13 protein-coding genes are annotated in these 15,551 nt (G+C 66.6%); 5 read left to right on the top strand and 8 right to left on the bottom strand.

Annotated elements, in window-relative coordinates:
- Positions 1-112: 112 nt before the first annotated feature.
- Positions 113-2,353: a beta-propeller fold lactonase family protein gene (locus tag HB681_RS19485; protein WP_213956526.1), complete on the bottom strand. Its 2,241-nt coding sequence runs from the start codon at positions 2,351-2,353 to the stop codon at positions 113-115.
- 295 nt (positions 2,354-2,648) lie between these two features.
- On the opposite strand from HB681_RS19485, the gene HB681_RS19480 reads away from it, so the two are divergent.
- The gene (locus HB681_RS19480; protein ID WP_213956525.1) at positions 2,649-2,957 is read left to right on the top strand and encodes a hypothetical protein; all 309 of its coding nucleotides are present in this window, start codon (positions 2,649-2,651) and stop codon (positions 2,955-2,957) included.
- 18 nt (positions 2,958-2,975) lie between these two features.
- On the opposite strand, the gene HB681_RS19475 is transcribed toward HB681_RS19480, so the two are convergent.
- Positions 2,976-3,734 carry a slipin family protein gene (locus tag HB681_RS19475; RefSeq protein ID WP_213956524.1) on the bottom strand — a complete coding sequence of 253 codons (759 nt, stop codon included), beginning with the start codon at positions 3,732-3,734 and terminating at the stop codon, positions 2,976-2,978.
- On the bottom strand, positions 3,731-5,134 hold the full coding sequence (locus tag HB681_RS19470) for a nodulation protein NfeD (protein ID WP_213956523.1): 1,404 nt from the start codon (positions 5,132-5,134) through the stop codon (positions 3,731-3,733). The genes HB681_RS19475 and HB681_RS19470 overlap by 4 nt, the downstream gene beginning before the upstream one ends.
- A gap of 352 nt (positions 5,135-5,486) precedes the next feature.
- Between HB681_RS19470 and HB681_RS19465 the strand changes: the two genes are divergently transcribed.
- From HB681_RS19465 to HB681_RS19450, 4 genes are read left to right on the top strand one after another with little or no spacing between them, the layout of a single operon-like run.
- Complete coding sequence (locus tag HB681_RS19465; protein ID WP_213956522.1) at positions 5,487-6,611, top strand: sugar ABC transporter substrate-binding protein; 1,125 nt, start codon at positions 5,487-5,489, stop codon at positions 6,609-6,611.
- Between the two features lie 12 nt (positions 6,612-6,623).
- Positions 6,624-8,147 carry a sugar ABC transporter ATP-binding protein gene (locus HB681_RS19460; protein WP_213956521.1) on the top strand — a complete coding sequence of 508 codons (1,524 nt, stop codon included), beginning with the start codon at positions 6,624-6,626 and terminating at the stop codon, positions 8,145-8,147.
- On the top strand, positions 8,147-9,148 hold the full coding sequence (locus tag HB681_RS19455; RefSeq protein WP_213956520.1) for an ABC transporter permease: 1,002 nt from the start codon (positions 8,147-8,149) through the stop codon (positions 9,146-9,148). The genes HB681_RS19460 and HB681_RS19455 overlap by 1 nt, the downstream gene beginning before the upstream one ends.
- Positions 9,145-10,113, top strand: coding sequence for an ABC transporter permease (locus HB681_RS19450; protein WP_213956519.1), 969 nt, complete (start codon positions 9,145-9,147; stop codon positions 10,111-10,113). Before HB681_RS19455 ends, HB681_RS19450 begins: the two co-directional genes overlap by 4 nt.
- 6 nt (positions 10,114-10,119) lie before the next feature.
- Here HB681_RS19450 and HB681_RS19445 read toward each other — a convergent pair whose 3' ends face one another.
- From HB681_RS19445 to HB681_RS19425, 5 genes are all read right to left on the bottom strand, one after another.
- Entirely contained in the window at positions 10,120-10,677 is a 558-nt protein-coding gene (locus HB681_RS19445) for a DedA family protein (protein ID WP_213956518.1), read from the bottom strand.
- A 518-nt stretch (positions 10,678-11,195) separates the two neighbouring features.
- Positions 11,196-11,456: a hypothetical protein gene (locus HB681_RS19440; RefSeq protein ID WP_213956643.1), complete on the bottom strand. Its 261-nt coding sequence runs from the start codon at positions 11,454-11,456 to the stop codon at positions 11,196-11,198.
- A gap of 276 nt (positions 11,457-11,732) precedes the next feature.
- Positions 11,733-13,046 (bottom strand): chromate efflux transporter, encoded by a 1,314-nt coding sequence (gene chrA / locus HB681_RS19435; protein ID WP_345944704.1) that lies wholly within the window; start codon positions 13,044-13,046, stop codon positions 11,733-11,735.
- A gap of 147 nt (positions 13,047-13,193) precedes the next feature.
- Entirely contained in the window at positions 13,194-14,444 is a 1,251-nt protein-coding gene (locus HB681_RS19430; protein ID WP_218628260.1) for a divalent metal cation transporter, read from the bottom strand.
- Positions 14,445-14,659: 215 nt separating this feature from the next.
- Complete coding sequence (locus tag HB681_RS19425) at positions 14,660-15,517, bottom strand: LysR substrate-binding domain-containing protein (RefSeq protein WP_213956515.1); 858 nt, start codon at positions 15,515-15,517, stop codon at positions 14,660-14,662.
- Positions 15,518-15,551 lie beyond the last annotated feature (34 nt).

Below are 15,551 nucleotides of genomic sequence, written 5' to 3'. Positions count from 1 at the left end.
CCCTTCTCTGCCCTGCGTCGGCCCCAACGCAAACGGTGCGGGAAAGCCCGAAGGCTCGCCCGCACCGTCAAGTGCAATCCACCGGCTGCCCCGCAAGGCAGCCGTTTTTGCTTCAGAGGCCCAGGGCCATCGAGGTGACTGCCGAGGTGGCCAACGTGGACACGGAGGTCAGCGCGCCATTGGCACCGACCGAGTAGGTCGTGACACCCGTTGCCGTTGCGGCAAACAGGAACTTGCCCGACGGATCGATGCTGACGCGCAGCACCGGGCCGCTCAGCGCCGTCGTGTCGCCCAGTGCGGCCAAGGCGCCGGTGCCGGTGTCGACCGAGTAGCGACGCACAGCGCCGTTGGTCATCGCAACGTAGGCGAACTTGCCTGCCGGATGCGCCACCAGCGAGGTCGCCATCTTGCCGCCGATGCCCACCGTGGACACGGACTTCAGCGAACCGTTGGCCTGGATCTTGAAGGCCTGGATCGAGCTGGATGCGATGTTGGCGAGGCTGCTCACGCTGGTGACCGAGTTGAAGTCGATATCGCCGATGAGTGCGAAGACGAAGGTTCCGGTCGGATCGGCGGTCAGCGCCGTCACGAAATCACCCCCAGCCACCGAAGCGATCGAGGTCAGCGTGTCGGCCTTGTATGCCGTGATGCGCGAGCCGATGTCCGGCTGCTTGCCTTCGAACGAGCCGAAGTTGCCCACGTACACGAAACGACCCGACGGCTCAGCGGCCAGTGCCAGCGGGGCCAGGCCCGTAGACACCTTGACAACCGTACCGAGCGCGCCGGTGCTGCTGCCGACCGGGAACGCGTTCAGCGTGCCGTTCGGGAAACCGTCGAACGTGTTCAGCGCAAAGACGTAGCGGCCCCTGGAATCGAGCGCCAGCACGGTCGCCACGTTGTTGCCGTTCACCTTGCCTGGAGACATCGCAGAGACGGCGCCGGTGTTGGCGACGTTGTACTGGTCGATGCCGCTGAACGTGGAGACATAGCCGTGCGTACCGGTCGCGTCCACAGCGATCGAGAGCGGACCGTTGTCGGTGTTGGCTGAGCCTGCGACGAGAGTCAGTTGCCCGGTGACGCCGATGGCGTAGGGCACGACCTTGTTCGCACCGGTCGTCAGGTAGGCATAGCGCGCCTTCTGGCTCGTGCAAGCCACGTTGACGTCCGTCACATCGGCGCTGCCGATGTTGGCCGCACCATTCGTGACGACGCAGTTCTGCGTGACCAGCGTCGGCTGCGTCTTGACCGTCACTGCGTAACCCGTGCCGCTGGCCACCGAGGTGGCGAAGCTGAACGTGCCGTTGGCCGCGATCGTCAGTTCGTCAACACCGTTGTTGAGCAGCTTGAGGCCCACGCCGTCCAGGCCGGACACGGTGCCCTTGACCTTGAAGCTGTTGGCCGCGCAGTTCACGACGACATTGCTGACAGCGCTGTCGACGATGGTGCCGGTGGCGTTGGTGACCGTGCAGGCCTGGCTCGTGCCCGTCGCCGGCGCCACCGCAGATACGGTGTAGGTCGCGTTGCTTGCGACCTTTGCGGGGAACGTGAACGCGCCGTTGGCATTGACGGTGATGGCATCGCCGCCGTTGTTCTTCAGTACCAGGCCGGTGCCTTGCAGGCCCGCCACGGTGCCGCTGACGCTGTAGCTGTTGGTCGAGCAGATCACGGCGACGTCGCTGATCGCCACGTCGCTGACCGTGCCGGTGCCGTTGTTGACCGAACAGGTCTGGAGCGGGTTGGACGGCTGCGTCTTGACGGTGACCGCGTAGTTTGCGCCGCTGGCGATCTCGCCGAAGTCGACCAGGCCACTTGCTGCGACCGGGATGTTATCGCCCGCATTGTTCTGGAGCACCAGGCCGCTGCCTTCCAGGCCCGTCACGGAACCGCTGACATTGAAGCTGGAGGTGGAGCAGACGACGGCGACGTCGACGACGTCGTCCTTGCCGACGGTGCCGCTGCCGCCATTGACCGTGCAGAGTTGCGCCGGGTTGGCGGGCTGCGACTTGACGGTCACGTTGTAGCTGAGGCCTTCAGGCAGGGCCAGGGCGACGGTGATGCTGCCGTTTTCAGACACGGCGAGTTCGTCGGAACCGTTCTGGAGCACCAGGCCGCTGCCGGCCAGGCCGGTGACGGAACCGGTGACCTTGTGCGTCGTGGGGGTGGTCGTGTCGGTCGGGGGCGTCGTCGTGTCGGTCGGGGGGGTGGTCGTGTCGGTCGGCTTCGACGTGCTCGACGGGGTGCCGAAGCTCAACGGGAAGCCACCGCCTCCTCCGCCACCACCGCCGCAAGCGGCGAGCGACAGGACCAGCGCACTGGCTGCCCACGGCGCAATGGCGCGACGGACGCGGCTCATGCGCGAAGGGGTGTTGGATGAACATCCAGCGTCGGCGGTGCCGGCTGGGGCGGATGCACGGAGGAGTGATAAAGTAAGCATGGGTCACAATCGTAACCATTAAGTAACATTATTGTTTCTCTGAGATACACTTTCGTTGTAGGAGAGATACAACTAAAGTCACACTTCGCGGGTGCCTACAGCGCGAAACGGGCTTCGCCGTAGAAGCCTTGGAGCCTCGGCGTACATACCGGGGGCTTCAAAAATCGGAGGCTGATGCCATGGGGTTCAGCGTGGCCCCGTCGAAAGGCCCGATATGAATCCGCTCCTGAAACTCCAGCTCGATGTCGCCTTCGCGGAACGCGCGGCGCGGTATGTGACCTATGCCTATGCCCAGGAGCGCCTGGCGCGCGCCTTCGCGGCGGAGTTGAGCGGCTATGGCGACGGACCTTCGGAGGCCGAGTTCGAACAGCTCGCCACGGCGCTCACGTATTCGCACAACGCCGACGTTGCCTACCTGGCCTTGCTCGGCCAGGCAGCGCGGGAATTGATCGAGCACGTCAAGGCCCCACCGGCGGAGCGCATCACCAACCGGCGCGGCTGGTTCCTGACCCGATACGGCTGACGTTCGGGCTGAAGGCGCCTACTTCCGCTTCAGGGCCTCGATCAGCGGGGCAACGATGTCCATCGGCAACGGGAACACGATGGTCGAGTTCTTGTCGGCGGCGATCACGGTCAGCGTCTCGAGGTACCGAAGCTGGATGGCTTGCGGCTGCTTCGCCAGGATTTCCGCGGCCTGCGCGAGCTTTTCGGAGGCCTGCAACTCGCCCTCCGCATGGATCACCTTGGCGCGCCGCTCGCGTTCCGCCTCCGCCTGGCGGGCGATGGCACGGATCATCGTGTCGTTGAGGTCGACGTGCTTGATCTCGACGTTGGTCACCTTGATGCCCCAGGCGTCGGTCTGGCTGTCGAGGATCTTCTGCAGGTCGAGGTTCAGGCGCTCGCGCTCCGACAGCATCTCGTCGAGCGTGTGCTTGCCGAGCACGGCACGCAGCGTGGTCTGCGCCAGTTGACTGGTGGCGGCCAGGAAATTCTCCACCTGGATCACCGCCTTTTCCGGGTCGACCACGCGGAAGTAGAGCACCGCGTTGACCTTGAGCGTGACGTTGTCGCGCGAGATCACGTCCTGCGACGGCACGTCGAGCACGACGATGCGCAGGTCGATGCGCACCATCTGCTGCACGCCGGGAATGAGGAGCACCAACCCCGGCCCCTTGACGCGCCAGAAGCGCCCCAGCTGGAACACCACCCCGCGCTGGTATTCGCGCAGGATACGCAGCGAACTGGCCGCGACGAGGGCCAGCAAGACCAGCACGGCTGGCAATACGAAGAGTGAAATCATGCGGGGCTCGCTTCCGTGGATGAACTGCCAAGCACAGGCCCGACATGCAGCGTGAGGCCTTCGGCGCGCGAGACACGCACCTGCTGGCCCGGTTGCAAGGGCTGCGTCGCGGTGATGCGCCAGCGTTCGCCGTCCACCAGCGCCCAGCCCTCGCCGCCGCCGAATTCGAGCACCTCGGCCGTCGCGCCGACCATGCGCTGCAGGCCAGCGCGCGCCGGTCGCGCACGCGCCTTGACGGCCATGCGCGCCACGCCGATCACGAAGGCGGCCGAGATCAGCGTCAACACCGCGATCAGCGAGAGCGGAATGCCGAAGCCGGGCACGTCGCTGTCGATCAGCAGCAGCGCGCCGAATGCGAATGCCGTCACGCCGCCAAGCCCGAGCGCGCCGTAGCTCGGCACGAAAGCCTCCGCAGCGAAGAAGGCCAGGCCAAGAAGGATCAAGCCGACGCCCGCGTAGTTGATGGGCATCATCTGCAGCGCCCACAACGCCAGCAGCAGCGCGACGCCGCCGATCACACCGGGCGCGATGAAGCCCGGGTTCATGAACTCGAACAGCAGCCCGTAGACGCCGATCATCATGAGGATCAGCGCCAGCCCCGGATCGCTGATCACCCCGAGCAGCCGCGCACGCCAGTCCGCTTCGATCCTGACGACGGTGGCGCCCGCCGTGGCCAGCTTCACCGCCACTGCGCCGGGGTTGCCGGGCGTCAACTCTCGACCGTCCAGTTGGCGCAGCAGGTCGGCGGTGTCCGTGGCAACCAGGTCGATGACCTTCCGCGCGAGCGCTTCGTTGGCCGCCAGGCTCACAGACTCACGCACCGCCTGCTCGGCCCAGGCGGCGTTGCGACCGCGCAATTGCGCCAAGCTGCGCAGATAGGCGCTCGCGTCGTTGACGCGCTTCGCGGCCATGGTGTCGTCGTGCTCGGCAGGTGCGGAGGCGGCGCCCGTCGGCGGGGCTGCCGGCGCCCTGCCCCCGCCCGTGCCGGGCATGCCGATCTCCACCGGCGTCGCCGCACCCAGGTTGGTGGCCGGCGCCATCGCGGCGACATGGCAGGCATAGAGCAGGTAGGTGCCGGCGCTGGCCGCTCGCGCACCCGAGGGCGCCACATAGCCGGCCACGGGAACCGGCGAGGCGAGGATGTCCTGCACGATGTCGCGCATGGCGTTGTCGAGGCCGCCGGGCGTGTCCATCTCCAGCACGACAAGCTGCGCATGCTCTTGCGCGGCGCGCTGCAGCGAACGCTTGACCTCGGCCGCCGTCGCCGGGCCGATGCCACCCTGGATGCGAACGAGGAACACGGGCGGCACGGCGGCCTGCACAGCGCCGCCGGCAGTTGGCTGCAAGGCAACGGCCAGCAGCAGCGCCAGTACGCACAGCCAGCGGCGGCACATCGTCATGGCGGACTCCGGTGCGGGCTGAAAACAGGGTTGGCGAACAGGCAGAAACGGCTCGGCATTTCGCGCTCCACGTGAGGTATTGCGCTCCCTGGAACAGGGTACACCTGCGCGCCGCGGCGCGCATCGGGCGAGGCCTCTTGAGTCGATGTGTGGGCTCTCGCGGCCCACGCGCAAGCGAAGGCACGCAGGGTATACCCGCAACCCACACCAAACCCGATTTGTATGATGATCCTGCAACTTTGTTAACTGACTGACGGGGCCCGAGCGAGGGGCAGAGTCCCGGCAGCGTGGTCAGGCCCCTCGGCGTGCGCAGCCCTTGCGTCGCGCCGCATCCCACCGAGGAGACAAGGAAATGAGCCATCGCGTTCGTGTTGCCGCTGCCGTCGCAGCGCTCGTGGCGTCTGCCGCAGTGAATGCCGCGGGGCCGGCCGTGGTCAACGGGCCGGGCGAGAACCCCGGCTGCTTCAAGCCCTGGGATGCCAGCACCAAGTACTTCCAGTGGCCGGCCAAGAAGGGGCCGTATCGCGTCGCGCTGGCCAACGGGTTCGTGGGCAACACCTGGCGCATCCAGATGATCAAGATGGCCAAGGCCTATGCGGCCACGCCGGAAATGAAGGAGAACCTCAAGGAGTTCAAGATCGTCTCGACCGGCACCGACGTGGCGGCGCAGATCGCGGCCATCGACAACTTCATCAACTCTGGCTATGACGCGATCGTCACCATCGCGGTGAATCCGACGGCGTTCGCGCCGGTCATCAAGCGTGCCAACGCGGCCGGCGTGGTGGTGGTGCCCTTCGACAACGTGCTCGACAGCACCGAGGTGATGATGGTCAACGAAGACCAGACCGCGATGGGCACGCAATCCGGCGAATGGCTGGTGAAGAACATCCCCAGCAAGAGCGGCAAGCTGCTCGAGGTGCGCGGCGTGCCCGGCAACTCGGTGGACCGCGACCGGCACCTGGGCTTCCGCAAGGTGGTCGAGGCACCGGGCAACAAGTTCGAAGTCGTCGAGGTGGTCGGCAACTGGGACGACGGCACGGCGCAGAAGGCGGTGGCCGATGCGGTCGCCGTGCACAAGAACTTCGACGGCATGTTCACGCAGGGCGGCTCGACGGGCTCGGTGCGCGCGCTGATCGACGCCAAGCACAAGATGATCCCGGTGGCCGGCGAAGCGGAGAACGGCTTCCGCAAGCTGTGTGCCGAACGGGCCAAGGACGGGCTGGTGTGCACCTCGCTCGGGCAGTCGCCGGGGCTGGTGGCGATCTCGATGAAGGCGGCCGTGGCCGCGCTGCAGGGCAAGGTGATGCCGCAGTTGATCTCCGTGCCGATCCCGACGGCAACGCACCCGAACTTCAAGGCCGGCGAGAACTACTTCCCCGACCTGACTGACAACTTCTTCACCACCAACGACTTCCCGCCGTGCGGCGTGAACCTGAAGGCCACCGACATCATGTCGAAGGACGAGAAGAATAATTGACGGCAAAACAGATTGGATCCGATCCTCCAACTGGTCGACGTCTCGAAGCGCTATGGCGGCGTGCGCGCACTTGAACGCGCGCAGTTCGCCTGCGCGCCCGGGCGCATCCATGCGCTGCTGGGCGAGAACGGCGCGGGCAAGTCGACGCTCATCAAGATGATGGCCGGCGTGGTGCAGCCCGACGAGGGGCGCATCGTGCTGCAGGGGACGGAGCGCCGCTTCGCACATCCGCAGGAGGCCGTGTCGGCGGGCATCGCGTGCATCTTCCAGGAGTTGTCGCTGATGCCGGACCTGAGCGTTGCGGACAACATCTGCATCACCAATCCGCCGCGCAAGTTCGGGCTGATCGACCGCAAGGCGCAGCGGCGCATTGCCGAGGCGGCACTGGCGCGCGCGGGCGCGGAAGGCATTCACCCGCTGGCGCCGGTGGGGAGCTTGTCGTTGTCGCGGCGGCAGATGGTGGAGATTGCGAAAGCCCTCGCCCGCGAGCCGCGCATATTGATCCTCGACGAGGCCACATCGGCATTGACCGCCGCCGACGTTGAGCGCGTCTACACGTTGCTCAAGCGGTTGCGCAACGAAGGCCTGGCGATCGTCTACATCTCGCATCGCATGAAGGAGATCGCGGACCTGGCCGATGACTGCTCGGTGTTCCGCAACGGGAAGCATGTGGCGACTTTCGCGGCCGGCACCCAGACCGATGCGCAGACGGTGGAGATGATGATCGGCCGCGACATCGAGCATGCATTTCCGCCCAAGCCCCCGCCGCGGCCGGCCGTGGAGACGGCCGCACCCTCGCTCGACGTGCGCGGCCTGTCATGGAACGGGCGGCTGCATGACATTGCGCTGAGCGCGCGGCCCGGCGAGATCGTCGGCCTCGGCGGGCTGGATGGGCAGGGCCAGCGCGAGTTCTTTCTCGCCCTGTTCGGCGTGCTGCGCGGCGTGGATGGCGAGGTGCGCCTCGACGGCGAACTGGTCGACGTGAAAAGCCCGCGCATGGCCAAGCGCAAGGACGTCGGCATCGCGCTGGTGCCGGAGGACCGCAAGACCGATGGGCTGATGCTGCCGATGTCGGTGCGCGACAACCTGAGCTTCGCGGCGCTGGAGCGCCTGAGCCGCGCGGGCGTTGTCATCGCATCGGAGGAAGAGCGCGCGACCAGCGAGATGGTGCGCAAGCTCTCGATCAAGGCGCCGGAGCTGGGCGATGCGGTCGGCACGCTGTCGGGCGGCAACCAGCAGAAGGTGGTGATCGCCAAGTGGCTGATGACCACGCCGCGCATCATCCTGCTGAGCGACCCGACGCGCGGCATCGACGTGGGCACCAAGCAGGAGATGTACGTGCTGCTGCGCCGCCTCGCGGACGAAGGCGCGGCGGTACTGCTCTACTCCACCGACTACGCGGAGCTGATCGGCTGCTGCGACCGCGTCGCGGTGTTCTTCGATGGCCGCATCGTGCGCTGGCTGGCCGGCGCCGAGTTGACGGAGCACGCGCTGGTGTCCAGCGCGCTCAACCTCACGACGGAGGCCTTGCACTGATGGCGGCATCGACGACGCGGCAATCGGACTGGCGCTTCCACCTCCGCGAGCACTTCGGCGCCTATGCCGCGCTGGCGATGTTCATCGTGATCTTCGCGCTTTACATCACCAAGCACCAGACCGGCTGGACCGTGCCGGTGCTCACGACCGCGGCCAACAAGGGCGTGCTGCTGGCGGTCGTCGCGATGGCGCAGACGCTGCCGGTGCTGACCTCGGGCATCGACCTGTCGGTGGGCATGGTGTTCGTGCTGGCCAACTGCGTGGCCTCGCACCTGGTGGTGGGAACGCCCTTGCAGGCTGCGATGGGCGTGGTGGTGGTGCTCGGCGTGGGTGCGCTGTGCGGCTGGATCAACGGCGCGATCATCGTCTACGGGCGGCTGCAGCCGATCATCACGACGCTGGCGACCGGCACGATCTACTTCGGCATCGCGCTGGGCCTGCGGCCCGTGCCGGGCGGCGACGTTTATGCCGGCCTGGCGGACCCCTTGACGGGCGCCCTGCCCGGCGGCGTGCCGGCCATGCTCGTGGTGCTGCTGGCCGTGGTGCTGCTGGTCTGGGTGCCGTTCCGGCGCTCGGCGGTCGGGCGCGCGGCACTGGCCATCGGCTCGGCGGAAGGCGCGGCCTACATGTCGGGCGTGAACATCGGGCGCACCAAGCTCGTGACGTACACGCTGGCCGGCTTGCTCGCGGCCATCGGCGGGCTGCTGCTGACCTTCGTGACCTACTCGGGCGAGGCTTCGTCGGCCATCGGCGGCGTGTACACGCTGAACTCGATCGCGGCGGTGGTGATCGGCGGCACCTCGCTGGCGGGCGGCGCGGGCACGGCGATAGGGTCGGTGTTCGGTGCGCTGGTGCTGCGCACGATCGGCGACCTGCTCTTCGTGTTCGACCTGGAGCCTTTGTGGCAGCCGCTGTTCCAGGGCGTGATCCTGCTCACAGCCGTGAGCCTGGGCGCGCTGCAGTTGCTCAAGGTGAGCAACCGGCTGGACCTGTTCAAGTGAGCGAGCTTGCGATCCGCCTGAAGCGCTCCGGCCAGCTGCCGGTGCTTGCGGCCGCGGCCTGCACGGTGGGGCTGCTGCTGATCGGCAGCCTCTATTCGAAGAACTTCCTGTCGGCCGAATACTTGCTGCTGCAGTTGCAGATCGCGTCCTTCCTCGGCATCGTCGCGACGGGCGCGATGGTGGTGATCCTGCTCGGCGGCATCGATCTGTCGGTGCCGTGGATCGTGACGGTGGGCGGCGTGATGTCGGCGGCCGCGGCGGGCTGGTGGGGACAGACGGGCGAACTCATCGCCATCCCGTTCGGCATCGCCTGCGGCTGCGTGCTGGGCGCGATCAACGGCATCGGCGTGGCCTACCTGCGCGTGCCCTCGATGATCTTCACGCTCGGCATCAATGCGGTGGCGCAGGGGCTGATCGTGGTGCAGACCGGCGGCTTCGCGCCGCAGGACCGGTCCACGCCGGCCATGCACCTGATCGCCACCGGACGCTCGCTGCTCGGCATTCCCAACGCGCTGCTGGTGTGGCTGGTGGTCGGCGCCGCGACCATGTTCATGCTCCACCGCACCACGCTGGGCCGCGCGATCTACGCGGTGGGCAATCGCGAGCGGGCCGCGTACCTGTCCGGCATCAACACGCGCCTGGTCACGCTGCTGTGCTTCACGATTGCCGGCGCCTGCTCGGCGGCGGCGGGCGTGCTGCTCACCGGCTATTCGACCAAGGCCTACCAGGCGATGGGCGACGCCTACCTGCTGCCCGCCATCGCGGCGGTGGTGCTGGGCGGCACCAACATCCTGGGTGGGCGCGGGTCGTACCTCGGCACGGTCGTCGGGGTGATGCTCATCACGCTGCTGCAATCGATCCTGTCGGTGATGCAGATACCGGAGATGGGACGGCAGGTGACCTACGGCGTGGTGATCATCGCGATGCTGCTGGTGTATGGCAGGGGGCAGCGGATGTCGCAATGACAGGCCCTACCCGCGTCGCGACCGCAGCCAGCGCACGACAAGGACTGCCGCCACGACCGCCGCGACCGACAGCAAGGCCAGCGCCTCATAGCGTCCCAGATCGGTGATCAACCATTTGAGCGCGTGCCCGAACAGGTACCCGACCCCAGTGACCAGCGGCGCCCAGATCGCGGCGCCGAGCGCGTTGAGCAGCGCGAAACGCTTGGCGGACACCTCGCTCATGCCGATCGCGAACGGTCCCACCAGGCGCAAGCCATACATGAATCGAACACCCACGATCAGCCAGTTCTGATGTCGCCGGATCAAGCGCGCCACCGGCTCGGCACGCGCCGACATCGCCGGGAATTGGCGCAGCACCGCGCCGCCGTGTCGCCGGCCGACATGAAATAGCACCTGGTCGCCCAGCGTGCCGCCGCAGAAGGCAATGGCCACCACCACCGGCCACGAGAGGTAGCCCTCATGCGCAGCCATGCCGGCCAGCAGCAACACTGTCTCGCCTTCGAGGAGGCTGCCGATGAAGACCGCCGTGTAGCCATAGTCGCTAACCAGTTGGGCAAGGTGCATGCCGCGAGTTCTCCAATATGAACAATGGAATGGCGCAGGGAGAATTTTCGCGATTCGCAGCAGAAACTCAACGGCATAGTCAGTTTTGAGGTAGACATTTCGGTGCGAAAGTCTTAGGACGAATGACGCTTGTTGCCGAAGGTGGCATGGCTAACACTGGCCGCCAAGGTAGCCACTGTGACACTCACCACCCTCAGCCCCCTCCAGATCGTCCGCAATGCACTGGGAGACTCGCTCTTCCGGCCCACGCTCATGCGCCAGAGCCGCGAGCGCTTCCTTTCGCCCGTGGGGATGGGCAGTCATTTCGGCGTGTTCGAATCCTTCGCCGCCGCGCGCGAGTGGCTGCCGCCGAGCCCGGAGTTCGACCTGGACGTGCTCGCCGTCGAATACATACGCGTCCGCATGAAGAAGGTCTATGCCTACGACTACCCCGTGATGTGGTGGCTCGAGCGCGCGATGCGCAACGGCTCGACGCGCATCCTCGATATCGGTGGCTCGGTGGGGGTGCACTACTACGCCTATCGCCGCCACATCGCGATGCCCGACGACCTGGCCTGGCACGTGGTGGAAGTGCCGTCCATCGCCGCCATCGGCGAGAGCATGGCCGCCCGCAAGGGCGCAAGGCCCCTCACGTTCTCGACGCAACTCCAGCCGGCGCTCGCCGCCAGCCGCGACGACGTATGGCTGGCCGCCGGCGTGATCCAGTACCTCGACGAAGGACGGCCGGACCGGTTGCTGAAGTCGGGCACTGCGCGGCCGACGCACTTGCTGCTCAACAAGGTGCCGCTCTACAACGGCGAGGACTTCGTCACCGCGCAGAACATCGGCGGCGGCGCCTTCGCGCCGGTGCAGGTCTACAACCGCGACAACTTCATCCAGGACATCGAGGCGATGGGCTACACCCTGATGGACGAAGGTGGCCGATCGATCGATGAACCTGCCCGGTCATGCGTACCGGTCGTTCCCGAATTTCACGGGCCTGTACTTCGTCGCCATTTCAGGCGCACAGCGGATCGAGCCACCTGCCGCGCGGATTCAGTGAAGGCGACTTGCGATCAGCGCAGGTACGTCGCGGCCAGACCCACCGCCGCACAAGCACCGAGCAGCGGCATCACGCCGAGCCTGAAGCGAAACAACGCAACGATCGCCGCCACGGCAATCACGGCAGACAGCCCGTCGAAGCGACCGCCGAAGCCCTCCGGCCACAGCACGTGGTACGCGAAGAACAAGGCCAGGTTGAGGATCACACCGACCACCGCCGCGGTCACCGCCGACAGCGGCGCGGTGAAGCCCAGCCGGCCATGCGTCGCCTCGACCAGCGGGCCGCCCGCGAGGATGAAGATGAAGGACGGCAGGAATGTGACGAAGGTGACGACTGTGGCCGCGAGCGCTCCACCGAGGAACAGCGACGACGGCCCCAGCACCTGGTTCGCCCAACCACCGACAAAGCCCACGAAGGCCACCACCATGATCAGCGGCCCGGGCGTGGTCTCGCCGAGCGCGAGGCCGTCGATCATCTGCGGCGCGGTGAGCCAGTGATGCTGCTCGACCGCGCCCTGGAACACATACGGCAGCACCGCATAGGCACCGCCGAAGGTCAGCAGCGCAGCCTTGCTGAAAAACCAGCCCATCTGCGTCAGCGCGCCGTCCAGGCCATGGGTCGAAACCAGCGCGCCCATCGCCAGCGCCCAGGCGCCGATCCCGACAACCAGCAATCGCGCGAGGCGCTTGCGGGAGAAGCGCGCGTGCACCGGCGTCGGCGTGTCGTCGTCGATCAGCGCCGGGCCATAGGTCGATGGCGCGCCACCATGTCCGCCGCCGGGCGCGAACACCCTGGGCGCCCAGCGCGCGCCGAGCCAGCCGATCAGCGCGGCGGCACCGACGATCGCCGGGAACGGCGCCCCGAAGACAAAGATGGCCACGAAGGCCAGCGCCGCAATGCCCCACATCCACCCGTTCTTCAGCGCGCGGGTGCCGATCCGGTGCGCCGCATGCAGCACCAGTGCCGTCACCGCGGGCTTGATGCCGTAGAAGATCCCTGCAACCACAGGCACGCTGCCGAAACGCATGTAGATCCACGAAAGCGCGACCAGGATGAACAGCGACGGCAAGACGAACAATGCGCCCGCGACGATGCCGCCCCGGGTGCGATGCATGAGCCAGCCGATATAGGTGGCCAGTTGCTGGGCTTCAGGGCCCGGCAGCAGCATGCAGTAATTCAGCGCATGCAGAAAACGCTTTTCGCTGATCCAGCGGCGTCGCTCGACCAGCTCGGTGTGCATGATCGCGATCTGCCCGGCCGGGCCGCCGAAGCTGATGAAGCCGAGCTTGAGCCAGAAGCGCAATGCCTCGCCGAAGCTGATGGCGATCGGTACGGCAGGCGACGCGTCCGCGTCCGGTGTGGCGTGGACGTCGGCGTCAGGGGCTGAGTTCAAGTCGGGGTTTCAGGCGGGATCGGACCCGCACCATACAGGCTGCCCTGCCCCGCCGCAATCTCGGAGCCGGAAGGGTGAAGATCACCCCGGCGCGGCCACCATGGTCCAGAACATCGCCACCACCGCGATCGCCATCGCACCCGTGGCAACCCATCCGATGGCCTTGAGCCGCATCGGCGGCGTCAGCCTGCCCATGACATCGCGCCGCGAGGCCAGCAACATCATGACGACCATGATCGGCACCGAGATCACGCCGTTGATCACGGCGCTCCAGAACAGCGCCTTGATCGGGTCGATCGGCATGAAGTTGATGGCGACCCCGACCAGCGTAGAGATCGCGATGATTCCGTAGAAGCGCTTGGCGGCCATCGGCCGCATTTCGAGGCTGTTCTTCCAGCGGAAGGTGCCGGCCATCGCGTAGGCTGCCGAACCCGCGAGCACCGGTACCGCCAGCAGCCCGGTTCCGATGATGCCCAGGCTGAACAGCAGGAAGGCGAATTCACCGGCAATGGGCCGCAGCGCGTCGGCCGCCTGCGCCGAGGTCTCGATCTGGGTCACGCCATGCGCGTTGAGCGTTATGGCTGTCGTCAGGATGATGAAGAACGCAACCAGGTTGGAGAAGCCCATGCCGATGAAGGTATCGGACTTGATGCGGTTCAACACCTTGCGCGCATAGGCCATGGGCGCGCCCTTGAGCTTGCGTGCGCTGGCGTCGGCCTTCTGGTCTTCGACCTCCTGCGATGCCTGCCAGAAGAACAGGTAGGGACTGATCGTCGTACCGAAGATGGCGACGATCATGGTGATGGCGTCGGCGTTCAGGTTCAGGCTGGGAACGAAGGCATGGACCAGCACCTGGCCCCAGGGAATCTTGATGACGAAGACGGTGGCGACATAGGCCAGCAAGGCCAGCGTGAGCCACTTCAGGATCTTGACGTAGCGCGAGTACGGGATGAAGACTTGCAGCACGATCGACAGCACGCCGAAGAACACCACGTACGCATGCCGCATGCCGCCGACGAGCAGCCGCGCCGCATCGGCCATCGCCGCAATGTCCGCGGCAATGTTGATCGCGTTGGCAATCACCAGGAGCAGGACCAGGCTGTAGAGCAGCCAGGCCGGATAGTGTCGGCGGATGTTGGTGGCAAGGCCGTGCCCGGTGACCTGGCCGATCCTCGCCGCGATCAACTGGATCGACACCATCAGCGGGTAGGTGAAGACGATGGTCCACAGGAGCCCGAGCCCGAACTTCGCGCCGGCCTGGGAATAGGTGGCGATGCCGCTGGGGTCATCGTCGGCTGCGCCTGTGACGAGGCCGGGGCCGAGCTTCTTCAACCAGGAATCGTCGTCTGCATGCACTGTCGCTGCCGGTTGTGCCGCAGTTGCAAATACAGGTTGCCGGTCTGGAGCCACGGGTTGCCTCTTTGGTTCAAACGCAAGAGAGCATGCGTGCCGGTCGCGCGCCGGAACGTAGGCCGGTGAGCCAGAAGCTTGAACGTGAACGGCGCGCAGCGCGAAGTCGTCACGCAGCCAAGCTGTCCGCCGCGCGCCTACTGCCTCAAGGTCTGCACCAGGAGGCGCTGCAGGCTGTCCACCGCCTTGGACGTGCGCGAAGCACGGCTGCGGTAGACGGCCACTTCCATCGGTTGCAGCGGCCCCAGCCCGTGTTCGCTTCCAAGCACCTGCAGGTGGCCCGGCGCGCTGCACTGGGTGAGCACGGCGACCGCCAATCCGCTTTCGACCGCGGCGATCTGGCCGGCGAGGCTGGAACTGTTGTAGACCACGCGGTAGCGACGCCCCTGCTGGGCCAACGCGGTGAGCGCGCCGGTCCGGGCCAGGCTTGTGTCCTCGTAGACGGCAACAGGCAGCGGGTCATTGCGCCAGAGTTCGAACTGAGTGGACCCGACCCAGACCACCGGCTCGTGGAACAACAAGGTGCCGCGCTGCGGATGGTCGCGCGAGATCAGCGCCAGGTCGAGGTCGCCACGCGCGATGCGTGGAATGAGCGAGGTCGATTGCTCGCAATCCAACTCGATCTGCACGCCTCCGTGACGGGGTGCGAATCGCTTGAGCACGGGTGTCAGGTATTTCGCCGCGTAGTCGTCGGGGACACCCAGGCGCACGCGGCCCGTGAGAACGTCGCCCTGGAGCGCCGCTTGCGCCTCGGCATGCAGGTCGAGGATGCGTCGCGCGTAGCCCAGCAGCACTTGGCCGTCGGCCGTGAGTTGCAGGCGGCGCGGGCCCCGGACGAAGAGGCTTCGGCCCACGGCGCCTTCCAGCTTCTTGATCTGGATGCTCACCGCCGATTGCGAGCGATGGACCTCCGGCGCAGCACCCGAGATCGAGCCCGCATCGACCGCTGCGACAAAGCAGGTGAGCCAGTCCAACTGCAGGTCGCTGGTGTTCATGGCTTTGTTTTTGGTATTCGATTAGCGGATGGCA

This window comes from Variovorax sp. dw_954, from assembly GCF_018449755.1.
Taxonomy (GTDB): domain Bacteria; phylum Pseudomonadota; class Gammaproteobacteria; order Burkholderiales; family Burkholderiaceae_C; genus Variovorax.
The sequence above is the reverse complement of the archived record's forward strand: the minus strand, read 5'-3'. Positions and strand labels throughout refer to the sequence as shown.